The sequence below is a fragment of the Bradyrhizobium sp. CCGB12 genome, from assembly GCF_024199845.1.
Classification (GTDB): domain Bacteria; phylum Pseudomonadota; class Alphaproteobacteria; order Rhizobiales; family Xanthobacteraceae; genus Bradyrhizobium.
Genome location: NZ_JANADO010000002.1, coordinates 307,684 through 331,133, shown reverse-complemented (window position 1 = coordinate 331,133; position 23,450 = coordinate 307,684). Strand labels below are relative to the sequence as shown.

Here is a 23,450-nt window from a genome sequence, read left to right as displayed (position 1 = left end):
CCGAGGCCGATCTCGACCTCGTCGAGGCGGTGAAATGGAAGAAACCGTAAAACCCTTCGGTCGTGCCGACAGGGGAGCATACCGGCATCCTCTGCACGGGCGAAGTCTACAAGGCCTATGTCAAGATGACCTTCGCCAACGGCGCGGCGCTGGAGGATCCTGTCCTCGCCATCAAAGGCGATCGAGCCCAGCCACCGATGCAGTGCAAAGAGGGTAGGGGACCGATCACCCTATTTTCCGTTCGGCCTCGACTGCGTTCTCCAACAGCGGAGCATCTAGGCTGGGAATCTCCGGCATGGCCTTACCAGCAATTGCCTGCAGGTCGCCGACCATGCCCACGGTCGAATCGATGACGGCCAGGATTTGGGTTTCCCGTTTGGCCCATTGCCGGCCCATAAACTTGCGCTCCTTGTCGAGATCCTCGCGCATATCGTTGAATTTCTCAACGACAGCCTCGACCCGCTGCCGAAACTTCGTGCCTGTCAGGTAGTGATAGACCTGCTCCATCTTGGTCTGCTGGCCCTGCTGGACGAGGCGTGAGCTGCTGACGTCAATCAGACCCTGGCGGAGCGCCACGGCGACCGGCAATGCGCAACGCGGATGAGCCACCCATACGCCGTCGACGAGATCAAATTGCTCGATATGTTTCGGCAGCGCATGGGAGATGATCAGAGCGGCGTCGGCACCCGAACGGCGCTGGTCGTCACGTAATTTGGCGAGCCACCCGTCACTCCATGCCTTGGTGGTTTCCCAAAGGATGATGCCGGCAGATTGGCCAATAGCACCATTCACCTGTTGAATAACGTCCGCCCCGAGTTCACCTTTGCCAACCGGCTCAATCGAGTCGGTCGGAAAACGACCGCGCAGAAGCTCTTCGAGCTCGAGCTCAAGTACTTCCCCTTGGGATTGCTGTGATCCCTGCTCGGCCTTGCGCTTGAGCTCCTCGATCGTTCGGGACATCGACTCGATGGTCTGGTCCTTCTCGGCAACGCGTAAGCGCGCAGCCTCGTCGGCTTCCTGCCTGGCCTTGATCTGGATTTCGCTGATTGAGGCCTGGACGCGCTTCTCTATTGTCAGGTCGAGTTCGCGCTTTTCCTCTTCGAGCGCCCGCTGCTGCCGCATTAGTTCAGCCTGCTGCTTTTGGGCCTCGGCAAGCTTCGAGTTGTTGGAGAGTAGGGCGGCTCGCAGCTCCGCAGCTTCCGCTTCCTTCGCCAGCAGCTCGGCCGCGGCCGCCTCCCGCGCCTTCTTGCTTTCGGCCGCGACCAGCTGAGCGCGTTCGGCGGTCAATCGTTTCGCAACCTGGTCTTCGACTTGCTCGCGGTCCTTGGCCACCTGCTCGCGTTCCAGCCGCAGCGCCTCAATCTTGCGCTCCATCTCGGCATCTTTGCTGGCCAGCTGCTGTTGAAAGCGCTGACGGGTTTCAGCGAGGAGGGGAGCGGCCAACGACTCCGTCAGCCGGATCTCGTGATTGCAGTTGGGACAATGCAGGGTCGCCTCGTGCGAAGCGCCGGTTGCTTTGAAGCTCATGAATTTTCCATCATCGTTGCAACCGGATTCAACATGATCTGTGCGCGATTGCGATGTCGCTCGGGTTAATGTCCACATACGCGTTGTCGATTTCGACTTCGCTGGCAGGTTTTCCACCGACACATCGATCTACCCGAACGCCAGCGCGAGCAGCCTCGCAGGAGCCCAGCCTAGTATAGAACAAAAGAAGAACAAAGGCTTCAATTTTTGAAGCCCGAAGTGAGTTTGTGTGATGATGATTTTACTTAGTCTGGCTACGGAAAATGGATGTAACTTAAACCTTGAGCGAGGTTTGAAAAAATGCTAATTTACTTAGTATGGTTGAGCAAAAGGACAGAAAGCTAAACAAGCTCGAAAGGACTCTCCCGCAGGGACTTCTGGTCGATGCTGCCTGGATGGAACGGCACGGATATTCCACCAGCCTGCGCAGCCAATACGTATCGGCGGGCTGGCTGGTTCAGCCGGCGCGGGGAACCTTCAAACGCCCGCTCGGCGAACTCTCCTGGCAAAGTGTCGTCGTTTCACTCCAGCGACTGCTCGGCTCAGATCTCGTCGTCGGGGGACGTACCGCGATCGAGGCGCAAGGCTTCAGTCACTACATGAGCCAGACGGGTCCTTCGACCGTGCATCTATACGGAACGCGGCCTGCTCCCGGCTGGCTCGGCAAACTCCCGCTCAAACAGAAATTCCGCGTTCACCGCACGCAAAGCCTGTTCAAAACGCACGGGAGCACGCCCGGTTCAAAGTCGGGAACGACGCGGGAAATACCGGGACCATTCGACTGGACTTTGACGGTATCGACGCCCGAACGCGCGTTCCTCGAACTGCTCGACGAATTGCCCCGCCACGAAAGCTTCCATCAGGTCGATGCGTTGGCGGAAGGCTTAAGGAGCTTAGGTCCCCGGCGGCTGCAAGCGCTTCTGAACGACTGCAAAAGCGTCAAGGTCAAACGACTGTTCTTCTGGTTCGCGGAGCGGCATCAGCACGCTTGGCTCAAACAGATCGACAAGTCGACAGTCAATCTCGGCACGGGAAAGCGCATGCTCGTCAAGGGCGGCAAACTCGACACCAAATACCTCATAACCATCCCAGACGACCTCAATGCCCCTGTCTGAACAATATCGGCATCAAGTGGCCTTGTTGCTCGAGACGATTCCGTTCGTCGCGGCGGAGCCCGATTTTGCGCTCAAGGGCGGCACCGCCATCAATCTCTTCCACCGCGACATGCCGCGCCTGTCGGTCGATATTGACCTGACCTATCTGCCGGTAGCTCCGCGCCCCGAATCTCTTGCCGCGATCGATGCGGCGATGAAGCGCATGGCAGCGGCGATCAGGAAAGGATTGCCGGGCGCGCGGGTGACGGAAGTCGTCAACGCTCGTGAAAAGATCGTCACCAAGCTGACCGTCCAGAAAGGCGACGCGCAGATCAAGATCGAGGTCACCCCGGTGGTCAGGGGCTGCGTCTTCGAGCCGGAGCTGCGCGACGTGTCGCCGAGCGTCGAAGAAACCTTCGGCTTCGCACAGATGGAAGTCGTTTCATTCGCCGATCTATACGGCGGCAAGCTCGTCGCGGCGCTCGACCGGCAGCATCCGCGCGATCTCTTCGATGTCCGCGATCTGCTCGCCAACGAAGGCATCACGGACGATCTCCGCAAGGCGTTCATCGTCTACCTCATCAGCCATGACAGGCCGATTTCCGAGGTTGTGGTTCCTCGCCGCAAGGACATCCAGCACGAATTCACGCACGGCTTCGAGGGCATGACGGCCGATGAAGTGACCCTGGACGAATTGCTCGAAGCCCGGGAAACGCTGATCGCCGAAATCGCGGGAAAAATGCCGCAAGCTCACAGAGATTTTCTCATGGGGTTCAAGCGCGGCGAGCCCGATTGGAGCCTGCTAGGCGTCCTTCGCGCGGCGGACCTGCCGGCGGTGCGCTGGAAGCAGATCAATCTGGACAAGCTTCCTGCCGAGCAGAGGTCGAAGCTCGTTGCGCAGCTCGAGAAGGTCTTGCGCAATGCCTGATGCGGAGGAGGGGATCTCCGTCGAGTAAGCGCGCGTCAACTTGTTGGAGCTTGCGGCTTCAGCTTAACCGCCGCGAGCCTGACTGCGACTGTCTCATTACCCGGCATGGAATTTCTGAATCCTTGGTCCTGATTGATTCGTTTATTTAATTGGACGGTCGATTCGGGAATTGCGATTCTGGCGCATGTCCGAACTCACCGTGCAATATCTCGTGCTCGAGCGGCGCGATCCGGCCCGCAACATGGCGCGGTTTTACGTGCTCACGATCGAGCCGACGCTGTTTGGCGATACGGCGTTGGTCCGTGAATGGGGTCGTCTCGGTGGGCGCGGCCGACGGCGGCTCGATCTGTTCGATGGTCAGGTGCAGGCCGTCGAAGCCCTCGACTCCTGGCTCAGGCGCAAAACCCGTCGTGGTTACGTCCAGCGGCACGTTCCGTGCGCGGAGCCAGTGTGCAACACGCCGCAAGCTGGCTGATCTGGACAAAATGCCATTGCAAATATATCAAAGTAATTCGAAGTCATCTTCGGTCATATTCCAAGAATTGAAGAAATATTCCTTAATCTTCATTATTCGAATCCAAGTTGTAGACCGCTGTAAGAACCTATGGATGGATCAGGAACGCGCTCAATGCTGCGCGAAACCGGCGCGATCCGCGAGGATACGGCTGGATGCAAACGGCGGTCGACCGCACGCCCGCCGCGCGCTGTCAATTTTGCTCGTCAGCATCCGCCGGCCGTCATGTCCGCAGATGAAGTCCCTGAAAATCCGCGGCGTCCGTGCTGGAATCCAGCGTTGCGAGTTTAACGCTTGGCAGTGCTGCGCAACCGATCAGCGCCCTTACACTTTGAACGGCGGCCATGAGACCCCCAAGACGGACAATCACTCAGTCAACTTAGTGCTCAAAGAGCCGATCGATGTCTTCGACGTGGGGACACCGGAATAGTAGCCGACGGCCAGGCTCAGCACGCCCGTCGTTGAATAGGTCAGGAATCTTTGATCGCTCGTCAGGAGGTCGACGTCACTCACGCCGCGGATGTGGACGTTGAGCGGTACGGATCCTTGCAATCGAAAATCGGCGGCTATTCCGATGCTCGCGAGTCCCGTCTTAAGCTGGGCGCCTATCCGCCCACGTGGTCGTTGCCACGGTGCGCGGCGATGAACATGGCGACGGCCGACCGGCAATAGGATTCGATTTCGTTGTCGTCCTCTGCTTTCGCCTGATCGAAGCGTGCGATCATCAGGAGATCGGATCCTTTGAAAAGCGCGGCAAACAAGCGGGCAGACCGGAGAGGATCGGGCACGTTCAGAACCGCCTTCTCGTGCAACTGACACAACAGGGCCTCGATTTGGGCGATGACATGGACGGGGCCGGCTTCGAAATGGAGCTTGCTTAACGAGTTTTGACTCGTCTTGTCGGCCATGACCATGGCTTCGACACTGCGGACGTCTGATCTCAACAACGTGCGAAGCAGTAGTGATCCCACCGCCATGAGCTGGTCTTCGACCGAACCGTCGACGCCCTCAAGAAGGGCTTGTGGTGCAAACAACTGATGGCAGCCGGCCGCCATGGCCGCGCTGAACAGCGCCTCCTTGTTCTCGAAGTGCCGATAGATGCTGAGCTTGGATATCTTCGCCCGCTGGGCGACCTTGTCCAATGTCGTCGCTTGAAAACCCAACTCCACAAAGATTTCGCGCGCGGCGTCGACGATCGTTTGGCCAAGCGCCTCGTTTGCGGGCCGGCCGCGCCGGCCCTGGCTGTTTTCGGTCACGACAATTCCAGTACTTGACAGTATTCTAATTCTTGCATTACGATACCATGTAGTATCTGAAATATGCAAGCCAATGGGCAGGTTTCCACCTGTCCTCCCGCGGAGCCCATCACCATGGATGACGTCATCATCATCGGCGGCAGCTTTGCCGGTCTCGCCGGCGCCCTGCAGCTTGGCCGTGCCCGCCGCAAGGTCACCGTTCTCGATAGCGGTCTGCCGCGTAACCGCTTCGCCGGCCACTCGCATGGACTGCTCGGCCACGATCACAAGCCGCCGCTGGACATCCTGGCCGAGGCGCGGCGGCAGCTGGCGCGTTATCCCACGGTCGGGCTGGTCAATGCCCGGGCCGACAGCATCTCTGGCAACATTGACAAATTCTCCGTCCTCACTGGCGATGGCGAAAGCTATGGGGCGCGCCGCCTGATCCTGAGCTATGGCATCGTGGACCAGATGCCTAACGTTCCGGGCTTTGCCGAAAGCTGGGGGACGTCCATCGTGCCCTGCCCCTATTGCGACGGCTTTGAAGTCGCCGGCCAGCATTGGGGCCTCGTCTGGTCCGGCCCGCAGTCGCACAATCAGGCCAGGCTGTTCCTCGATTGGACCGACAAGTTGACGCTCTTCGCCGATGGTCACGACATTCCGCCCGATATCCGGGCCGATCTGGCGCGTCGAAGCATACCTGTCGTCGATGGCCGGATCGTCGAGATCGCCCATCACGGGGGCCATAACGCCACCGTCAAGCTCGATACCGGCCCCAATGTCGCGGTCGACATCCTGTTCGCGCATCCGCGCAACAAGCCATCCGCAAGCCTGCATGAATCACTGGGCCTCGCCACGGTGGATACGCCCGGCGGCATCGCCTTGAAGGTCGACGAGCGCCGTCAAACCAGCATGCCCGGCATCTACGCCGCCGGCGACCTCACCACGGTTTTCTTGCCCTCGGTCACCCAGGCATCATCGCAGGGCGCGATGGCGGGTATCTTCGCCCAGCAGTCGATGCTGAGTTGAGAGCACAGATTCCCTTCTCCGGTTGCCGCCGCGCGCGGTTGTCCTTTGAAGCCAGCGCCAAAGCATGATCCGGAAAAGTGCGTAACGGTTTTCCGAAAAGATCATGCTCAAACAACAACCTCAAGCGCGATGCCGATTCATCCTAATCGCATCGCGCTTCAGGCGGCACCGATCTCGACGCATGAGACGATCACACGCAGGTCTGGCGTCTTATCGCTGGTGGAGGCGGAATCGCTGGAGACGATGCGCGCTTTGGCATCGGACAGCTTCGTTAAGAACACATCAGAACAAAGGACATGGCATGGCAGAGCGAAATGCGGATCAGGTCGCCGACTGGAATGGTCAAAGCGGGGAGCGCTGGGTCGTCCACCAGGCCCGGCTCGACGCCAGGCTGGAGGTGTTCGGCCAGGCCGCGATCGAAGCCGCCGCGCCCGCGACGGGCGAGCGCGTGCTGGACGTCGGCTGCGGCGCGGGCACGTCAAGTCTAGCTCTCGCCGCCCGCGTCGGCGCGGGGGGCCAAGTGCTGGGCGTGGACATATCCGAACCGCTGATCAGCCGAGCGCGCGCGTGCGCCACAGGATAGGCCGGCCTGTTCCGGGTGGCCGACGCCAGCAGCGCCGAGCTGCCCGAGGGCGCGTTCGACATCCTGTTCTCGCGTTTCGGAGTGATGTTCTTCGACGATCCGACAAAGGCGTTCGCGCATATGCGCCGTGCGCTCAAGCCGGGCGGGCGGGTCGTTTTCGTCTGCTGGCGCGGCGTGGCCGAGAACGATTGGATGCGCCTGCCGATGGGCGCGATCAAGAGCATCGTCCCGCCGACGGCGCCGCCCGATCCCGAAGCGCCCGGTCCATTCTCGTTCGGCGACCCGGGGCGGGTGGCTCGGATCCTGACGGCGGCCGGCTTCACTGATATCGCTATCGCGCCCTTCGATGCTTCCGTCCCGCTTGGCGAGGGGGCGACGCGGGACGCGGCGATCGACGACGCGGTGAAGATGACGTTGGAGGTCGGCCCGCTGTCGCGCGCGCTCGCTGATCAGCCTGACGACATCCGCGCCCGCGCCTCGGCTGCGGTTCGTGCCGCCTTCGCGGGCCGCGCCGGCGAGCGGTCGGTGATAATCGACAGCGCGACGTGGATCGTCACGGCGCGCAATCCCGCAAGCTGACAGGGATTAGATCGGCGGCCATGAGAGCAAGCACGAGTTCGCTGAAGATTAGTCGACAGTCCTCTCAGTCGAGGCGCAGGAGTGTTCTCCCGCGTCGGCGCGGGGGCCAAGTGCTGGGCATGGACATATCCGAACCGCTGATCGGCCGAGCGCGGGCGCGTGCGCCACAAGATACGCCAGCCCTGTTCCGGGTGGCCGACACCACAGCGCCGAGCTGCCCGAGAGGGCGTTCGACATCCTGTTCTCGCGTTTCGGGGTGATGTTCTTCGACTATCCGACAGGGGACGTTCGCCCATATGCGCCGCGCGCTCCAGCCGGGCGGGCGGGTCGCTTTCGTCTGCTGGCGTGGCGCGGCCGAGAACGATTGGGTGCGCCTGCCGATGGGCGCGATCAAAGGCATCGTCCCGCCGACGGCGCCGCCCGATCCCGAAGCGCCCGGCCCATTCTCGTTAGTCGCGGCCCTCATTGGACGGCTTCGATCAGGCGGCGCCGATCTCGGCCTTATGCGATGCACTGCATAAGGCTGATTATGCGTAGCGCGGGATTTGCGGGGTCGTTGGCTGGCAGCCTTGGTTTTGAGGGCTTTTGCCGCTGCGCAAATTGCAGGGTGAGGAGAAGCCACCATCGCGCGAGCTTTATAGAACTCGATAGACAAGTCGCCGATTGCGCTCGTTAGAAATGTCACCGCAAGGCCCGGCGAGGGGCGCGCGGTCGCGAAGTTGGCCGGGATTGCGCAGCGGCTGGGCGCCCGGATGAGAGTCCCAATGCCAGAGACGGCGACTGGTCGATTCGGGAGTTTTAGCCCGCCTTAAACAAGCTCGGACCTTGGCCACGTCGCCGCGGAGCCTTCTGGCTGCGGCTGGTGTCGAGCAGCTTCTGCTGCTGGGCAATGTACGTCAGAACCGGTCCTAACCGCTTGTTCTCGACGATCGCCGCCTGGTCGACTTGTCGCACGTCCGGTAGGGCAGCGCACGGCCCCTGTGCTTGATCACAGGGGTGACTCGCTGGCGGGCGAGGGTGGTCGTAATCTCGTTCGGCTCGAGGATGAACAGCAATTTGTCCTATTGAAGCGTCAGACTCTGCGATACCGTGCGCTCTTCCTTCCAAAATGCAACCCATGCCGCTCCACAAGCATCTCGGCCGCCAACGTCGGCCGGAAGTCACCGAATTGGCCTTGATCAGCGCCATCGCTTCGGTCTGGACAACCGCCGGATACGCCCGATTGCTCGGCTTGCCGCGCTTCTTGGAAATCAGCGCTGCAGACCCGCCACCGTGATACGCCTTGAGCAATCGGAACACCTGTCGCGTCGTCACCGCTTCGCTCGGTCGGATCCGTTCGGCCAGAGCCCTCATGGCCGGGGAAAGTGACATCTTTAATGAGGACAGGGGTGACCTTTCTAACGGTGGTCTACAGTATAGATTCGCATAACCTTCATTATGGAATATCCGAAGTTGAGTTCGCATCAAAATCGTGCTTCCAAAGCCCGTCTAGTTAGTTGCTGAATCGTCATTTGGCTAGAGGGATTCGACGTGTGGCCTTAGCACGTCAACCGTCTCAATCAGTCCCGCAGCCTCCATCACGAGCAATAGCTCCGCTGGCGTCAGTCCCGGTTTCTTGAAGCGTTCGCGCATACGCCGAATGGCTGCAACGGCACGAGCTTCGTCGAGCGCAATAGTATCCGCAATGAAAGCGTCGGCGGATTTTGCCTCCATGTTCAGATCGGAAAGAACTGCCGCCGGAAAGTCGGTAAGGTTTTCCGTTACGATCATTGCGGCTTGCGTCTTGGCCGCCGCAGCAACAACGTGGTGATCGTTGGGATCGGGCAGATCCGCCGCAACCGGCAAGAAGTTATCGAAATCCGCAACCATGGCGTCTTCGAAGGCAGCCTCCATGCTGGCGCGCGCCCGCTCTGCGCGCGCCGTGGCATCGTCAAAGCCTTTGCCGCTCAAGATTTCTCTGATAGCTGCTTCGGTCTCATCCAGGACACGGACTCGACCAGCGGAGAAGCGGTTTGCAAACAAGCTTACAGATGCTCCGCGTCCCGCTCAGCGAGATTCGTAAGCGCGTTACCTCGCTTCTCATCACGCGTGCGCTTATAGGCGAATAGATCCTCCGCCCTAATCCTGCGATGACGTCCCACTGTCACGTGCTGAATTTCGTTCTTCTCGAGCAGCGAGACCAGATACGGACGCGAGACATTCAGGATGTCGGCAGCTTGCTGCGTGGTCAACATCTCATGAACAGGCACGAGCGTCACCGCATCGCCGCGACCGATATGCCGCAGCAATTCCATCAAGAGACTCGACAAGGCCGGTGACAAGGTGATCTCAGCAGCCTTTTGCGCATCGTCGAGCACGCGCAGTTTGGCATCTCCTGTCGCATGCGACGCGAGTATCTGACGGAGCTGGTTGGCTGCCGCCTTCTCGCTCGCGGAAGGCAGGCGCGTACCTCCCAGCTCTTCGGCGTAGGCTGGCATACCCATAACTTAGTAGTTCTCAGAGCCGGCCTTTGCGCAAGTTGCGGCGCGGATTCGTTCAACGGCGACTGCGGCACGAAATCGAAGCCGATCTCACGGTCGCACCAGGTCTACGGCTTCCTGACAACCGTGCCGAACTTCGTGGTCGAGCCGATCCATCCCAAAGCGATGCCGGTATCACCCTGACCACGGAAGATGAGCGCGACGTCAGTAAGCGATTATCGTGTCTCGCATCGCCCGTTACGTAAATTTCGGAATAGCGTTGCCGGAAGGCTGCAATTCCACGAACTTCTCACACAGCCGGGCGGGATGGCCCGATGCTCTGCCTGCGTACCCGCACGGTTAGGGGCCGACCATCGAGAGGTGGCGGCCCTGCCGATGTGAAGCGAGCTCGTTCGGGATCCCGCCTAACAAGCAATTGTGCACGGCGGTCTGCGACACCGCTGATATTCGGAGAGTGGGCCACGATCAGGCTCTTGTGTTTCCGGGCCCGACGGCGATTTCCGCTCGCTGGTCGAGGCCGTCCAGCGCCGCGGCGTACGCGTCACCGTGATCTCCACCATCGCCAGCCAGCCGCCGATGATCGCCGACGAGCTGCGCCGCCAGGCCGACGTCTTCACCGATCTCGTCGAGCTGCAGTCCAAGCTCGGCCGCGACCCGAACGCCCCGCCCGCCCGCCGAAGTTCTTGCAAGAGCCAAAAGCTAATGAACCGCCGGAGTGAAGCCGTGTCGCTGTGCCGAGTCTACTGGCTTCCTTATTGCGAGCTCGTTAAACGGCTCTCGCTGGTATAAAGGCGTACCGCGAACTTGTTGGCCCGGAAGGACGACTAACTGGTAGGCGCCAGCGGATTGGCCCCGGGAAGCTGTTGGCGATGCTCAAGGCGCTCTCCTCGTTGTTTCGAGAGCTATTTTCTGTGCAAGCATGACATCGCCCTCGACCAAGCCACCCAGCGGGACGAAGCACCACCCGGTTCCGAGGCGTCCGTGCTTGTCGATCTCGTTCGACATTACCGGACGTTCCCCGTCGAATGCGGTACCGCTTCTTGGTATCGTTTCCTGGCACGTCGAAGTACCCCCTGGTATCGAACTCGGCCCTTTGCTCGGCGAAAGCCAACAACGCGGAAGTCGCAACGCACGAGCCTGAACCGTTTTCTCGTCCTTAGCAGCTGCGTAAAGCCTACGAACAGCCAGGCTTCGAAGGTTCCAGCGGCCGACGAAGCCAACCTTTGTCCTCACTTGGTGATCACCCGCCGACAAGCCGAGGGAAGAACAATGTCTCTTCCGCGGTCGGATCGAAGGTGGTGATCCTGGTTGCCTCACCCGGCCCCGTCCTCACCGCCGCCGTGTAGCCTTTGTCGGTTAATTTCACGAAAAGCCTCTCTGCCTCCAACAGGGCATTTGCATTGGAGTTGTCGAAGAAGTGTCGACTATCACCGCTGTGATCCATCACGATTTGTATTGCCATGCTGAGCTCCCAATTGCATTTATTGAGAATGTGGAAGCCGAGATCTCGTTCCTACTTTCGCAGAACGCGACACGACCGGCAGCGACTGTAGTTAAATGATGACCGCAAAACAGAGTCCGCCTTCAATCTGAAGGATTTCAGCCGCCCCGCGAGGCCCGCTACGGCCACAAGCAGCAGCGTGAGCCGCAGGCGCCACATAGTTTGTACCTTCGGCCTTAAGTTCTTCGCATACGGACTGGAGGCGCGTTATGCGCAACCTTGTTGAGCCTCTCAGCCGCTGCGTCGGCCGTTGAATGCGACAAGCCGGTCAAAGGCTTTCCGTTCTGCCCCATTGCAGGCTGATCAGTTGCAAGATCCAGTACGCTGAAGCGGCCCGTCCGCGGGCGCTCGCACCAAACATAGTAGCGACGTTTTTGCTCCATCAGGTCGATCCCCCCGTGCGATTATACAGTGTCTCGCAGAAGGGCGCGCGCCTTGAATTGCGGCCGGTCAAAGAATCAATGGTCACAATCCTCCGGTCGCTGGGGCCTGCTTCTCTGGGCGTGATGCCGAGTAAAAGCGCGCAGAGACTAAGAACCGCGCTCTTTCACTAATGCCTCTGCAAATCTTTCCCGGATCAGCGCCGACCGGTGCGAACGAGCCTCGAGTCACATGCGGGCGTCGCGACCATGTTCGCTACCTGGTCCGTTAGCACACCGCAAGCCGATCTCAGGGCGCACAGACGGGAGCGCTGCTAACAGGCCATTAGCGGTTATCTCGGCCCTGTAGCCCCACGAGGCGCATGTGAGTGCGTCGCGCGGTCCCCGGCCAAAGTGCTTTGGAAATCCGCTACTTGATCAACCACGTGGCGGCCGTTGATCCTAGCAGGAAGTCACCTCAAGCCGCACGTCGCCTTCCTGATGGCGGTCGGGCATCCGACGCCGCCTGCGCCGGTGAGTCCAGCACGGCTACTCTGTGGCGATAAACCATTTCCCACCCCTTCCAGCCGGTAAACAAGAGGATGCCTACGACAACGAAGGAAAGTGCCACTCCCCACGGCTTTATGGCGGCTTCGGCACCTTGGCCGTAGCGAAGCGCAAAGTTGATCGCCGCAGCGACGACCGCTGTCAGATTCCCGATCATGTGATACCAAGCATCCGACAAGGCACGAATGCGGGGCTCGCTGAAGAAATCGACGAAACCGGCAAGCGCCGCCAACAACGCCATCACAATAGCCGCGCCAATCAACCACATCGATGCCCTCGCCCAGAAGCCGTCGCCCGTCCCCAAAAACGCTAGATCAGTAACAAGCGCCCCGACCAGGAAGGCGACCGGAAATGGGATGAGCATCGGGTGAAGAGGATGGTTGCCGATTTTTGCAGTGCTTCGGGGATTGGCCGACATGGTGACCTCACGAACAAGATTGGATCCTGTCGTTCGATGCCAGTAATCCGGATTGGTTCCTAAAAAAGAACTGATCAGCTTGCCTCCCATTCGCTGCCGCAATGCGAAAGCGGTTGTCAGTGAAGTCTCGAACGATCAGAGGTCGCCCCGCGCTCGCGAGCTCCTCTGCGAGGATAGGACGCGCACTTAACGAAGCGAGACAACTGGCGTATGTCCGCTGGACCGTGCCAGGTCAGCTAAGTCTAGATGTCTCCTCCCGGGCCGATAGTCGACATTAGCCAGGGCCACAACCGGGACGCCGAATAAGCAGCCGCTCTCCCGAGCCGCAGGGCGCAAGAAGTTAGCTCCCTTCAGATTACCAAAAAGGCCTGCGGAAGAGGGCTTTCATTTGCACAAGGCTACTTCTGATCGACGTTGCTGGTCCCGGAGCCTGGAGTGCCGATCGGCAAGCCGTTCGCGGCGTGACCGACGCCAACGCCTGGAGCACTAACGGCCCGGGAGCTTGGTCCTGAGGAAGCGTCTTAACCCCAGTTCTTGCTTGTTCGGCGGGGCTCATCTGCCGATTGTTGTTGGTGCTGTTAGCGCCGTTCGTTGCAGTGATGCCAGACCTGTCGCTTCCGTTTTGCGTACCCTTCTGTGTCGAACCAGTCGCGGTGTTGCCCGTCCCCGAGCTGGTCGGCGCCGCAGGGGTGCTTGCTGTATTCCCGTTTGGCGTCGGCGGTTGAACGTTCGGATTGGTCGGCGAGTTGTTCGTGTGGATGCCGGTCGTCGTGCTGTTGTTAGTGCCCATGCCGGATGGTGCCGAGGGGCCACCACTCGTGCCGCTGGAGGTCCCGGCACCTGCGCCTGAACTCGCGGATGAACCGGACCCTCCGCCGCTGGATGCCGCCCCACCGGAGCCTCCACCAGCACCACCACCACCGCCCCCGCCACCTTGGGCGAGGACAGGAGTAACAGCGAGGGACAACGCAGCCGTAAGAAGAAGACCTTCTCCCGATGAAAGAAGATCAATGGCGTGAAAGAGGCCATAGTTCCTGGCTGATCCACTCCGGCCGAACAGCTCGCTAATGTGCCGTCCGGTGAGGGCCGTCAGGGGACGTGTTCGTCAAGGGTGGGCTCGTCAGCAACGTTAGAGGAAACTGAATAAACAACTCATAAAGAATCGCACGGTCCCATCACCTTCGGCTGGCTGCCGCAAGCTGGCTCGCTCAATCGTTCCGGTGAAAGCGCCATGCGCCGGTTTGTAGCTGGTTAGATCATTCTGCCGCACCCTGCTCAGTCGGCTCATAGCACTGCCCGGGGCCTAAACCAACTTCAGCGCCGATCCGAGCGAGCATCCAGGTTGGTTGCCACGAGCTGATGACGGATTTGGTCATGGCTCCACAAGCGCCCGCCTTCATGAACGTTCCTGAGCGCAGCCTTGGGCGACGAGAACGGAGGCGGACCTTGCACTTGGGAAAAGCTAGACGCGTGGGACGGCAGGCTTGAAGCCGGGCCGCCTGCACAAGAACGAAAAGGCCCTAAGCCAAGAGGAAGGGTGCAGGGCTGGGTGGCTAACAATTAGCGGTGACAGTTCCTATCTGAGGAAGCCTCGGCTGTCAAAGCGCGTACTTGCCGGTGTTCTGAACTAAACGGCATTCCTGCTCACCTTCCACTGTCTCAAAGGATCGGGATGGGTGGTTGGCGATTGCGAAAATATTTTCAGGCCGAGCTCTCACGCACCAACCGGACAACCCTGCGGGGACCGGCCCATACCTCTACGGCAGGATGAGCTTGCATTTTCTGCTCGCTGTTTCGCTTCATCGTCGGTCGGACTGTCGATTTCATAAACCGCGCGAGCGACGCCGGATAGATCGACTGCATACGCAACGTATCGCATGGTATTTCCCCAGCCAGGGAAGATGCCAATAAAATTCTTCTGCGCACGTGCGGTTCCTGTCCCGGGTCGACCTGAGAAGCGGCTCCGCCCGTCATCTCAGATCGCTCTCACGACACAAGTGGTGACCGGCGCCTTCTGGCTGCCGGTGGTGTGGATGCAAATGCGAATGCGCGACCTTGCCGTTCGCGCGATCGATACCGACGTCAAGCTGCGTGCCGAATATTAATGTCTGCTCCGGTGGTGGTTCGCCTTCGGATTTCCGGCGTTCGCAGCCGTGATGCTCATCTTCTGATCGCCCGCCCAACTATACGCACCTTCCGCGCGATCGACCGCTCGTCACGCCCTCTCTCATCTGGTCTGCCCCGGAAGCGGCAAGCTGAGAATGCGCGGCTAGGAACAGAACCAGACTGACCGAGTTCGAACTGTCTAACCTTTCACGGAGTTTTAAACATGAGCCGCGGAATGCCGTCCATGACTGCACTTCTCGGACTGCTCGCAATCGCCGGGTATCAGAATCGGGACAAGCTCGCAGAGTTGCTCAGAGGTCCCGGCGCAGGATCTCTCGAGCCAGCCAATGCCCAACAGCCGCTGGGAGGCCTCCTTAGCAATCTGTTGGGCTTGCTGAGCGGGGCAGGTGTCGGAGGACTGCTTCAGGGAGGAATCGGCGAGCTACTGGAGAAATTCAGTCAGGACGGCTACGGGGACGCGGCTCGCTCTTGGGTCAGCTCGGGCCCCAACAAGGATATCTCGCCCTCGCAACTGCGGGAAGCAATCGGCCCCGACACGTTGGACAAACTTGAGAAGGAAACCCGGCTTTCTCAGGAGGAGATTCTTGCAAGGTTGTCACGCGAGCTCCCCCAGGCAATCGACAAGTACACACCTGAGGGGCGTGTCCCGACCTCATAGCCCTCGAACTTTCCCGTTGTTTATCAGGAGGAGCGGAACATGAGCATTATCTGGACGATCATTATCGGCTTCATCGCGGGGGTGATCGCAAAATTCATCATGCCAGGTGACAACGAACCCTCCGGGTTTATCCTTACGACCATCCTAGGCATCGTTGGCGCCTTCCTTGCCACCTACCTCGGCCAAGCCCTCGGCTGGTACCATCCGGGAGAGGCTGCCGGGCTGATCGGAGCCGTGGTCGGCGCCATCATCGTGCTCCTTGTGTACGGCCTCTTCGCAGGTCGACAAAGGCGCGCGATTTGAGGAAGCTTCCGCAGCGACCTGCGTGCGAAGCGATCCTGCTTGATCAAGCTTAAGCTACGGGGGCGCGGTGCGCTCCCCGCCTCTTTCGTCTAATCAAAGAGACTTCACCCCGGCACGGGCAGCTCCCGCGGCGTCCTTGCCGGCTTGCTTGACCCGGTCCACAACTTCCGCGCTGGTGTCGCTGATCTCTGCCACGACGGTATCCGAAGCCTCACGCAGGGCCTGCGAGACCGCACCGGCACGCCGATCGAGGTCGGCCTTCACATCGTCGCTGACCTCGCCGATATATTTGTTCTCGATCTCGGAGGCGCGAAACGCGCCTGCAACGGCCGCACCGATCGCGATGCCCACTACCCCAAGCACGAGAGGTTGCCGTTCAAGCATCACGGCGAGTGACGATTTCGCGCTGTTTATGGCTTCCTTGTCCGGAAACGAGTTGCCGACCGCACTGAATGTCTCCCGCGCGAAGGCGACACCCTCGTCGAAGCGGTCTCGGACGCTGTCGGCAGCTGCCGAGGCCGCATCGGCAGCTGCACCGGTCGCGCCTCGAAAAGTTTCTCCGACGCCAAGCGAACTGTCGTCGTCCATTTCAGGGGCGGTCGGAGGCGCCACGGTCCGCTTGACGGCGGATGCCGCCGACCTGAGACCACTCGTCCCAACGTCCGCGACAGGTGCGACGGCCTCCGCAGCCGAACGTGCCGTAGTTTTCAGCTTCTGGTCACCGGCTAACAGCCAGAACGCTCCGCCTCCGATCAGCGCGGCGGCAAGCGGGTTTTCCCGGGCGGCCGTCATCAAATTATCCATAAAGCTGGTTTTTATGCTGCTCATCGCACCATTCCCTTCACGGTGTCCTTATCCTTTTCGAGCTGGCCGATCGTTTCCCGCGGGGCCAGATGACGCGCTTCAAGCCGGTTGATGCCGATGGCAACCAGCACGGCGGCAATGGCCGCCGCGATGACTGCCGAGGTCAAATACGAGACCGGCTGCGACCATCCCGCAGAGATAAATGCGGCGGAAAGGGCAAACAGGGCCATGACAATCGCTGGGATCACCAGAACGGCGCCACCTACGATCAGGCCCAGCGCGCCGGCGATCTTCTGAAGCTTCTCGCTAACCTCTGCCTTTGCCAGATCAATCTCGTTCTGGAAGAGCTTGGCGAACTGCGACAGAGCATCGCCGACCAGCGTCGAGATCGCTTTGAACTCGTTCTGACTCGTCTTGATATCGCGTTCGATGCTCATGGTACTGTGCTGCTCTGTGTGGATGAGGTTTGCTGCGGATTAGGACCGGACCGCACGGACTCCTGATCCCAGCTTTGTTGTCCCGGCGAAAACGAGGTTCCGCCCGGCTTTTGACCGCTTCCCGGCGAGGGTCGGTCCGTCGTCTCGCGCCGTTGGGATGACGACTGTCCGCTCGATGCCTTCAGGAAGCGGACGGCCGCGAAACCTGCCAGCACCGATATGCCGAGGAAAGCCGCCGGCTGATGTTTGGCGAAATCGGTTGCGCCTTCTACGAGATCTCGGAAGCTCCCCTCCCGGATCTTCTGCGCGGCGTTCTCGACATAGTCGGCGGCGGAATCGATGCCACGTGCGGCGAACGGTACGTCGGTCTCAAAGGCTCTGCCGGCTTCGCGGATGTTGTCTGACAGGCGCGCGATGAAATCGGCGCCGGACTGCTGCTGTTCGCGGGCCTGGCTCTGGATCTGGTCCACGGCTCCTTCCGCGACCCCCTTAGCTGCATCCGCGGCCTCACTGAACTTTTCTCGCGTGAGATCGGCCGATGCCTGGAAAGCATCGCCAGCGCGCTGCTTCATCTCCGCGCCGGCATCACCAATCTGTTCCTTCATATCCTTCGCGGTGCCCTTTTCCTGCTTGCTTCCGGATCGGGTAACGTTGTGCGGGTCCAGATCGCTCATGATAAATTTCCTTCAAGTGTTGGTTTGAGAGGGGCTGAAGGCAGCTTTGACCACATCGTCAGCAACCTCTTTCAATGTTTCAGCCATGTTCTGGGTCATCCGACTGGCGTGGCTGCCAAGATTGGCCTCGGCGACCCTTTGCGCCGCAGCATCGGCTGCCGATGTGGTCGCCTCGAATCCGGTTTGCGTCGCGGCGGCCGCAGCCTGCTTCATTCCGTCGCTTGCCCGCCCCATCACCTTGGACTCAGCCTTCGTCTCGGGAAGAGCCGCAGCAATGATGGCGCCAATCGCGATGCCCAAGCCACCTATTAGCGCGGCATTGTCGCCAATGGTCTGACGGGCCTGGTCAGGCACGCTCGCAGCGGCATCCTTGGTTGCATCAATGCCGCTCTTGAGCTTTTCACCTGCGACACTGGCAGCCCGCGCCGCACTCGCGCGTAGATCAGCGGCGAGACCAGCGGCCTTATCCTGAGCGTCACCAGCCATCCCGCCCGCTCGGCTTTGAGAGGAGGATAGCGTCTCCTTGGCATCTCCCTGCATCGCCCGGGCGCTCTCTGTCAGCTCCTCAAGCATGCGCCCCGCTTTGTCCATGACCGGACCGGTGGCTTCAGCCGCGCGATCCCGCACTGTCTTCGACGTCAGGGCCAGGCCCGCACCGAGCATGAGAAGTGGCAACGGCGAACCCCGCATCAAACGCAGCAACGGAACGCCCACTGCGGCCCCGGCGGCCACGGCGCGCATCGGATTGTCCATGATCTGTTGCTTCAGCCCCTCGACCCAGCTCTGGGTCTTTTGGCTGACGTAGTCCCCAACTTCGGATTTGATGTGCTGCGGCGAGACTTTGTGACGAATGTCATCGGCGGTATCCAATATCGTCTCCTTCAATCGTCCTGCGGTAGCCGCCAGCTCCGCGCGGCTGCGCTCGGACTCACGTCTCAGTTCCTCCACCGATCGTGTCATCACATTATCCTTTTGCTTTGTTTCTTAGATTTGAGGACGAACTCACACTTTGTTGAATCGTTCCTCGCGCGGCCTGGACTGTTGCCGGCAACGAGGAATGCGACCGGTGCGATGAAGAGCGGCGATTGACGACCATAAATTGCGGCGGGCGACACTGCCGGGATGGCTCTGCTCGGGACGAGTTCAGGGCTTGAGTTCGCGGGCGAGCTTGGGATAATCGCGTTCCATCATCACGAAATGCAAAAGGCCGCTATTGGGCGACGTGGACCATTGACTTGAGTTCACCAGCGATGGTGGTGCTTAGCGCGAAACCGGCGATAGTCGGGGGCGTGCATTCGTGCTGCGCACCGGTCTTCTTGATCCAGTTGTTACCGCGGCCGTGGCATAAACGCTGCCTTTCCACCCGCCGATAGGCTTCAAGCTCCGCGTCCCGGTTGCCGACGCTTTTGGCATCCGTTACGGCGCGCGCGTGCGTCCATGAGCGCGTTCACCAAACGCACCCTCTCCAAGGCTGCTCCCAGCAGGACGCCGAAGGTCGGACTCTCCCGTTGTCGCAGGCGGGAACCGCGAGATGTTGTCCGCGTTCCATTGCCATCATTGCAAAGGAGAGTTCGATTATGGGTATCTTCACCAAGGACATCAAATCCATGGACGATCTGCTGATCCACGGTTTGCAGGACATCTACTACGCCGAGCAGCAGATCCTCAAAGCGCTGCCGAAGATGATTGGGAAGGCCACCAATCGTGACCTCGTCACCGGCCTAAAGAACCATCTCGAAGAAACCAACAAGCAGGTCGAGCGCCTAGAGAAGGCGTTTGCCAAGCTCGGCAAGGATCCCAGCGGCACCAAGTGTCCCGCCATCGACGGCATCATCAAGGAAGCCGACGAGACGGCCGGCGAGATCGAGGACAAGGCCGTTCTGGACGCCGCCATCGTGGCGAACGCGCAGGCCGTCGAGCACTACGAGATGTGCCGCTACGGCACGCTGATCGCCTGGGCAGAAGAGCTCGGCCACGACGAGATCGTGCGCTTCCTCACCACCAATCTGAACGAGGAAAAGGCGGCGAACACCAAGCTCAACACGGTGGCGCTGCGCAAGGGCGTCAACGCGAAAGCCACCAACGCGGCCTGACGGCTTTCCAATCGTCAAAAGGGCCGGCTTCGCGGCATCGAGGGCGGGCCCTTCTCGCGGGCAGCCGGCTACCGGCTCGACTTCATCTTGCGTCGCGCGAACCAGGCCGCGACCGATGCCCAGCCAGGAAAGCGGGGCGCCAACGAAAGCTCCGGCGGCCGTTCGTTCAACCAGAAGCCAGACACAACTGCGAACGCGAACATGGTGCCCGACCCATGCGCGGCGCCCACGGAGTCGAGCGCCGCCGCGGATCGCGACGTTTGCCGCGAAGTCCCACCGCGCTTGCCCCTGATCTCATGCTTCTCGATCCGGGTGGCGCTGGCGCAAAAGATGGGCGAAGCGCAAGGAAGAGGCCGCCTAGCGAGGCACGTACCGGCTGCTGATGAGGGCACGCGAAGACCGTCGCTGCGCCACCTACTGCGAAGCGGACGAGGTATTCGTCGCAAAACTTCCGACGGCATCTTGCGAAGCGTTGACCGCCCCTCCCGCGCGCATTCGATCAGATGAACGGCTTGCCGCCCGTGACTGCCAAGGTGGCTCCCGAAGTGTAGCTCGATAGCGGGTCGGCCAGCATCACGTAGGCTGTAGCGAGCTCGGCCGGCTGCCCAGCGCGCTGCATCGGCACCTGCTTGCCGAAATTCTTGACGGAGTCCTCCGGCATGGTCGAGGGAATGAGCGGTGTCCAGATCGGTCCCGGCGCGACCGCGTTGACCCGGACGCCCTTCCCGGCCAGCATCTGAGCGAGCCCGCCAGTGAAGTTCTGGATGGCGCCCTTGGTCGTGGCATAGGCGAGCAGGCTCGGGTTCGGCATGTCCGAGTTCACGGAGGCCGTATTCACGATCGCCCCGCCCGGCCGCATGTGTGGGACAGCGGCCTTGGCCAAATAGAACATGGCGTGGATGTTCACTTCGAACGTTCGTTGCCATTCCTCGTCGCTGATATCCTTGATGTCCTTGAACGTGGCCTGATGGGCCGCGTTGTTGACGAGGATGTCGATCCCGCCGAGTTCCTCGACCGCGCGACGTACGATGGATCGGCAATGATCGGGATTGCTGATGTCGCCGGGAATCAGGACAGCCTTGCGCCCTTCCCGCTCCACCAGCGCCTTGACCTCAGCCGCGTCATCATCCTCGTTCAGATAGGCGATGACGAGGTCCGCGCCCTCGCGGGCGTAGGCGATCGCGACGGCGCGGCCGATGCCGCTGTCGCCGCCCGTGATGATGGCCTTCTTGCCAGTGAGGCGCCCTGCGCCTCTGTAACTCTCCTCGCCATGATCCGGCCGCGGGTTCATCGCGCGGGTCGAACCGGGCATTGGTTGCTGCTGGGCCGGAAACGGCGGCTGGGGATATGCGATCATAGAAATGGCTCCGGAGTTTGCTCCGGTAACGGAGGCCGACCGCAAGCGTTCCTAGCAGCCGATCAGGCCTCTTGCCCCAATCGCAAAAATGATGCCGCTCGCTTCATCTCGCCGCGACCGCGACGGCGCGACCTTGTTGTCCTGCCGCGAGAACCGGGCCTCGTCCGTCCAGAGACTTCAGTTTCTCAATGAACTGTTTCACAAAGCGGACAGACTATCTCAGCTCTTCCACACGGATGAGATGGCAGTCTTACCGGGCGCTGTTAATTGGTCGCCAAATCATTGGCATACGCGCTGTGCACGGCGTTGAAATGTGGTTGGCAGACCTCGTTCATTGTTCAAATTGGAGACCGCGATGAAACAGCTCCGGCCGCCGCCGCGCTCTCGCTCGTGACAGCCTCGGTTCATCGCACCCCCGTCGCGTAGGATCGCGATTGCCTTCAAGACCGGCTCCGGGCTGCCCAGTGCAATGGTCAGTTCGCCAGCTAGGCGCAGTGTATGGCAAGCGATCGGGAACCCACGCCTATCGCGGCATCAATCCTCATTCCGCTTATGCCCGCCGGTACAGGGTTATCGATGACAACCCCAGGAACCGATCGCTGTTTGCTTAGGCTGGCTTGTGCTCGGTGAACGACGTAATGGCATTCGGACCGGTCCCTCGACGCTGTCGTTTTCTCCGGCGGTCTCGGCCTGGGGGCCTATCAGGGCGGGGCATTCGAGGCCCTCGTTTCTTGTGGGCCGTCCATCGATTGGGTGACCGGCTCGTCGGCACCCAGAACCGAATCGAATCCAGAACTTACGCAACTACTGGCATGGTGCGGGCGTATCCTCTCTACCGCCGAGCGCTAGCCGCCACCCATTCGCGTGGCTGAGCTCGATAAACACGCGCCTGTTGGGCCATGCTGGCTTCTTCCATCCGAGGCTTCCGATGCCGACGCCTCAGTTCGGCGGCCGTACGATCTCGGTCCACCGCGCGAACGCTTGCGGCACCTGATCGATTTCGAGCGTCTGAATACCGGTGATCCGCGCATCACCATCTGTGCCACGGACCTCGAAAGCGGAAACGCCGTGCTCTTCGACTCGTTATCGGAGCGGATCGACATGGATCACATCCAGTTGCGGTTTTCTTCCCGAGTTCGCACCGGTGCAAGTGACGGGCGGTGGCTCGGCGATGTCGGCTTCTCCCTGAACGCGCCATTTGAACCGGTCCTCGAAAGTCGATTACCGCTGCGGCTTTATGTCATCGATCTCTTTGCACGAGACGGCCGAGTCCCTGACGGCCTCGACGCTGCGGCTGAACGCAAGAGCGACCTGGACCTTTGGCAACGAGACATTCCAGCGACTCCACCACGCCCTGGAAGTTCGCCAGCTTCGCGCCGAGCTGCAAGGCTGGTCCACGAAGAGGAGATCTATCTCCTGAGCTACCGACCGGGTCTGGAAGAAGCAGGACCGGAAAAGTTCTTCGACCTGTCTGAAACTGCGATGGCCCAGAGATGGCGAGCAGCCTTCCTGGACATGCGGCCGCAGGACTGGCCACAGACGGAGACGGGGTCCGGCACGTGCGTCGGTAGTCTGGACATAGCCGCGCTCATCCGCTACGCAGCGCGGACGGCTTCCACTCCGCCAGCGCGGCCAAGCGGACGATAGCCGTCGCAGTTCGGCCCTGTGCGCCAGGCCCGCCGCCCTCTCGGCCGAGGCCCAGATCGCTTCGCGCTCTCCCTTCTCAGCCACCAGTGCTCCCGACCATGCACCGTTGGAAAGACGGCGACCTTCATGGTCTCCTTGCGTTCGCCTTTACGTCCCTATGCTTGAAGGCACCCAATGCGCGGCTTGCGATCGCGCCTCGTAGGCCTCGAGCGCGGCCATCCGGTGCGGCCTTGTCATTGAGCCTTCAGGACACTCCACTGCGCTTGCGCCTGGTCGGGATCAGCATCATGCGCAGCTCGGCATTTACAGCCGAAACGGCAACCGGCGAATTGCTCCTGCCTATCGGGTATCTGCAATGGGTGGAGGAACGAACGCCGCAGCCATGGTTCCTCTGGTGGCAGCGCCGCCCGCGCCGAGATGCGTCGACCACCTTTTTGAGGAAAGTTCGATCATTGCGCCATACGCGCTGGACGATCCGCGCAAAGACTAACCACGTGTGCACGGCGGGTCGCAGTCCGGCGCTATTGCCGAGATCA

The 23,450-nt window shown here is 60.8% G+C and carries 20 protein-coding genes and 5 pseudogenes; 13 read left to right on the top strand and 12 right to left on the bottom strand.

Annotation, left to right across the window (positions count from 1 at the left end; genetic code table 11):
* Positions 1–225: 225 nt before the first annotated feature.
* Entirely contained in the window at positions 226–1,527 is a 1,302-nt protein-coding gene (locus tag NLM27_RS42900) for a DUF2130 domain-containing protein (protein ID WP_254149340.1), read from the bottom strand.
* A 317-nt stretch (positions 1,528–1,844) separates the two neighbouring features.
* On the opposite strand from NLM27_RS42900, the gene NLM27_RS42895 reads away from it, so the two are divergent.
* The 4 genes from NLM27_RS42895 to NLM27_RS42880 all read left to right on the top strand — a co-directional run bounded on the left by NLM27_RS42895 (position 1,845) and on the right by NLM27_RS42880 (position 4,493).
* On the top strand, positions 1,845–2,642 hold the full coding sequence (locus NLM27_RS42895; protein WP_254149339.1) for a type IV toxin-antitoxin system AbiEi family antitoxin: 798 nt from the start codon (positions 1,845–1,847) through the stop codon (positions 2,640–2,642).
* A complete protein-coding gene (locus NLM27_RS42890) occupies positions 2,629–3,549 on the top strand; it encodes a nucleotidyl transferase AbiEii/AbiGii toxin family protein (protein ID WP_254149338.1) in 921 nt (306 codons plus the stop codon). Before NLM27_RS42895 ends, NLM27_RS42890 begins: the two co-directional genes overlap by 14 nt.
* Before the next feature lie 184 nt (positions 3,550–3,733).
* Positions 3,734–4,024: a WGR domain-containing protein gene (locus tag NLM27_RS42885; RefSeq protein WP_254149337.1), complete on the top strand. Its 291-nt coding sequence runs from the start codon at positions 3,734–3,736 to the stop codon at positions 4,022–4,024.
* 133 nt (positions 4,025–4,157) lie between these two features.
* Positions 4,158–4,493 (top strand): hypothetical protein, encoded by a 336-nt coding sequence (locus NLM27_RS42880; RefSeq protein WP_254149336.1) that lies wholly within the window; start codon positions 4,158–4,160, stop codon positions 4,491–4,493.
* A 175-nt stretch (positions 4,494–4,668) separates the two neighbouring features.
* Here NLM27_RS42880 and NLM27_RS42875 read toward each other — a convergent pair whose 3' ends face one another.
* Positions 4,669–5,319 carry a TetR family transcriptional regulator gene (locus NLM27_RS42875; protein WP_254149335.1) on the bottom strand — a complete coding sequence of 217 codons (651 nt, stop codon included), beginning with the start codon at positions 5,317–5,319 and terminating at the stop codon, positions 4,669–4,671.
* Positions 5,320–5,433: 114 nt separating this feature from the next.
* On the opposite strand from NLM27_RS42875, the gene NLM27_RS42870 reads away from it, so the two are divergent.
* The 3 genes and pseudogenes from NLM27_RS42870 to NLM27_RS42860 form a co-directional block, all read left to right on the top strand.
* Positions 5,434–6,327, top strand: coding sequence for an NAD(P)/FAD-dependent oxidoreductase (locus NLM27_RS42870; protein WP_254149334.1), 894 nt, complete (start codon positions 5,434–5,436; stop codon positions 6,325–6,327).
* 103 nt (positions 6,328–6,430) lie between these two features.
* Positions 6,431–7,489, top strand: a pseudogene (locus tag NLM27_RS42865) (class I SAM-dependent methyltransferase).
* A 101-nt stretch (positions 7,490–7,590) separates the two neighbouring features.
* Positions 7,591–7,938, top strand: a pseudogene (locus tag NLM27_RS42860) (class I SAM-dependent methyltransferase); the annotation flags it as partial.
* Positions 7,939–8,287: 349 nt separating this feature from the next.
* Here the strand turns inward: NLM27_RS42860 and NLM27_RS44300 are convergent.
* From NLM27_RS44300 to NLM27_RS42850, 3 genes and pseudogenes are all read right to left on the bottom strand, one after another.
* Positions 8,288–8,595, bottom strand: a pseudogene (locus tag NLM27_RS44300) (ISNCY family transposase); the annotation flags it as partial.
* Between the two features lie 409 nt (positions 8,596–9,004).
* Positions 9,005–9,511 carry a PIN domain-containing protein gene (locus NLM27_RS42855; RefSeq protein WP_256570473.1) on the bottom strand — a complete coding sequence of 169 codons (507 nt, stop codon included), beginning with the start codon at positions 9,509–9,511 and terminating at the stop codon, positions 9,005–9,007.
* 2 nt (positions 9,512–9,513) lie between these two features.
* Complete coding sequence (locus NLM27_RS42850) at positions 9,514–9,972, bottom strand: helix-turn-helix domain-containing protein (RefSeq protein ID WP_254149332.1); 459 nt, start codon at positions 9,970–9,972, stop codon at positions 9,514–9,516.
* Positions 9,973–10,020: 48 nt separating this feature from the next.
* Here NLM27_RS42850 and NLM27_RS42845 point away from each other — a divergent pair.
* Together NLM27_RS42845 and NLM27_RS42840 are read left to right on the top strand one after the other, a co-directional pair.
* Positions 10,021–10,175, top strand: a pseudogene (locus tag NLM27_RS42845) (SOS response-associated peptidase); the annotation flags it as partial.
* A gap of 283 nt (positions 10,176–10,458) precedes the next feature.
* Positions 10,459–10,758 (top strand): annotated as a pseudogene (locus NLM27_RS42840) (NYN domain-containing protein); the annotation flags it as partial.
* 451 nt (positions 10,759–11,209) lie between these two features.
* Here NLM27_RS42840 and NLM27_RS42830 read toward each other — a convergent pair.
* The gene (locus NLM27_RS42830) at positions 11,210–11,431 is read right to left on the bottom strand and encodes a hypothetical protein (RefSeq protein WP_254149331.1); all 222 of its coding nucleotides are present in this window, start codon (positions 11,429–11,431) and stop codon (positions 11,210–11,212) included.
* A gap of 876 nt (positions 11,432–12,307) precedes the next feature.
* On the bottom strand, positions 12,308–12,814 hold the full coding sequence (locus tag NLM27_RS42825; RefSeq protein WP_254149439.1) for a DUF2231 domain-containing protein: 507 nt from the start codon (positions 12,812–12,814) through the stop codon (positions 12,308–12,310).
* 2,329 nt (positions 12,815–15,143) lie between these two features.
* Between NLM27_RS42825 and NLM27_RS42815 the strand changes: the two genes are divergently transcribed.
* Together NLM27_RS42815 and NLM27_RS42810 are read left to right on the top strand one after the other, a co-directional pair.
* On the top strand, positions 15,144–15,599 hold the full coding sequence (locus tag NLM27_RS42815; protein WP_254149330.1) for a YidB family protein: 456 nt from the start codon (positions 15,144–15,146) through the stop codon (positions 15,597–15,599).
* Between the two features lie 39 nt (positions 15,600–15,638).
* The gene (locus tag NLM27_RS42810; RefSeq protein ID WP_254149329.1) at positions 15,639–15,902 is read left to right on the top strand and encodes a GlsB/YeaQ/YmgE family stress response membrane protein; all 264 of its coding nucleotides are present in this window, start codon (positions 15,639–15,641) and stop codon (positions 15,900–15,902) included.
* 93 nt (positions 15,903–15,995) lie between these two features.
* On the opposite strand, the gene NLM27_RS42805 is transcribed toward NLM27_RS42810, so the two are convergent.
* From NLM27_RS42805 to NLM27_RS42790, 4 genes are read right to left on the bottom strand one after another with little or no spacing between them, the layout of a single operon-like run.
* Complete coding sequence (locus tag NLM27_RS42805; RefSeq protein ID WP_309144818.1) at positions 15,996–16,694, bottom strand: hypothetical protein; 699 nt, start codon at positions 16,692–16,694, stop codon at positions 15,996–15,998.
* Positions 16,695–16,726: 32 nt separating this feature from the next.
* Positions 16,727–17,143, bottom strand: coding sequence for a phage holin family protein (locus NLM27_RS42800; protein WP_254149327.1), 417 nt, complete (start codon positions 17,141–17,143; stop codon positions 16,727–16,729).
* Complete coding sequence (locus NLM27_RS42795) at positions 17,140–17,817, bottom strand: hypothetical protein (protein WP_254149326.1); 678 nt, start codon at positions 17,815–17,817, stop codon at positions 17,140–17,142. The genes NLM27_RS42800 and NLM27_RS42795 overlap by 4 nt, the downstream gene beginning before the upstream one ends.
* 12 nt (positions 17,818–17,829) lie before the next feature.
* Entirely contained in the window at positions 17,830–18,777 is a 948-nt protein-coding gene (locus NLM27_RS42790; protein ID WP_254149325.1) for a DUF3618 domain-containing protein, read from the bottom strand.
* 617 nt (positions 18,778–19,394) lie between these two features.
* Here NLM27_RS42790 and NLM27_RS42785 point away from each other — a divergent pair.
* A complete protein-coding gene (locus NLM27_RS42785; protein ID WP_254149324.1) occupies positions 19,395–19,910 on the top strand; it encodes a ferritin-like domain-containing protein in 516 nt (171 codons plus the stop codon).
* A 499-nt stretch (positions 19,911–20,409) separates the two neighbouring features.
* Here the strand turns inward: NLM27_RS42785 and NLM27_RS42780 are convergent, their stop codons facing one another.
* Positions 20,410–21,267 carry a glucose 1-dehydrogenase gene (locus tag NLM27_RS42780; protein ID WP_254149323.1) on the bottom strand — a complete coding sequence of 286 codons (858 nt, stop codon included), beginning with the start codon at positions 21,265–21,267 and terminating at the stop codon, positions 20,410–20,412.
* Positions 21,268–22,248: 981 nt separating this feature from the next.
* Between NLM27_RS42780 and NLM27_RS42775 the strand changes: the two genes are divergently transcribed.
* On the top strand, positions 22,249–22,914 hold the full coding sequence (locus NLM27_RS42775) for a hypothetical protein (protein WP_254149322.1): 666 nt from the start codon (positions 22,249–22,251) through the stop codon (positions 22,912–22,914).
* Positions 22,915–23,450: the final 536 nt, after the last annotated feature.

Bases quoted from the DNA above. Each gene is read 5' to 3' on its own strand.
- NLM27_RS42805 (WP_309144818.1), bottom strand. From the start codon at position 16,694: ATGACGGCCGCCCGGGAAAACCCGCTTGCCGCCGCGCTGATCGGAGGC.
- NLM27_RS42880 (WP_254149336.1), top strand. From the start codon at position 4,158: ATGGATCAGGAACGCGCTCAATGCTGCGCGAAACCGGCGCGATCCGCG.
- NLM27_RS42895 (WP_254149339.1), top strand. From the start codon at position 1,845: ATGGTTGAGCAAAAGGACAGAAAGCTAAACAAGCTCGAAAGGACTCTC.
- NLM27_RS42850 (WP_254149332.1), bottom strand. From the start codon at position 9,972: ATGGGTATGCCAGCCTACGCCGAAGAGCTGGGAGGTACGCGCCTGCCT.
- NLM27_RS42790 (WP_254149325.1), bottom strand. From the start codon at position 18,777: ATGACACGATCGGTGGAGGAACTGAGACGTGAGTCCGAGCGCAGCCGC.
- NLM27_RS42815 (WP_254149330.1), top strand. From the start codon at position 15,144: ATGAGCCGCGGAATGCCGTCCATGACTGCACTTCTCGGACTGCTCGCA.
- NLM27_RS42825 (WP_254149439.1), bottom strand. From the start codon at position 12,814: ATGTCGGCCAATCCCCGAAGCACTGCAAAAATCGGCAACCATCCTCTT.
- NLM27_RS42800 (WP_254149327.1), bottom strand. From the start codon at position 17,143: ATGAGCATCGAACGCGATATCAAGACGAGTCAGAACGAGTTCAAAGCG.
- NLM27_RS42785 (WP_254149324.1), top strand. From the start codon at position 19,395: ATGGGTATCTTCACCAAGGACATCAAATCCATGGACGATCTGCTGATC.
- NLM27_RS42830 (WP_254149331.1), bottom strand. From the start codon at position 11,431: ATGGCAATACAAATCGTGATGGATCACAGCGGTGATAGTCGACACTTC.
- NLM27_RS42885 (WP_254149337.1), top strand. From the start codon at position 3,734: ATGTCCGAACTCACCGTGCAATATCTCGTGCTCGAGCGGCGCGATCCG.
- NLM27_RS42810 (WP_254149329.1), top strand. From the start codon at position 15,639: ATGAGCATTATCTGGACGATCATTATCGGCTTCATCGCGGGGGTGATC.
- NLM27_RS42890 (WP_254149338.1), top strand. From the start codon at position 2,629: ATGCCCCTGTCTGAACAATATCGGCATCAAGTGGCCTTGTTGCTCGAG.
- NLM27_RS42900 (WP_254149340.1), bottom strand. From the start codon at position 1,527: ATGAGCTTCAAAGCAACCGGCGCTTCGCACGAGGCGACCCTGCATTGT.
- NLM27_RS42780 (WP_254149323.1), bottom strand. From the start codon at position 21,267: ATGATCGCATATCCCCAGCCGCCGTTTCCGGCCCAGCAGCAACCAATG.
- NLM27_RS42870 (WP_254149334.1), top strand. From the start codon at position 5,434: ATGGATGACGTCATCATCATCGGCGGCAGCTTTGCCGGTCTCGCCGGC.
- NLM27_RS42795 (WP_254149326.1), bottom strand. From the start codon at position 17,817: ATGAGCGATCTGGACCCGCACAACGTTACCCGATCCGGAAGCAAGCAG.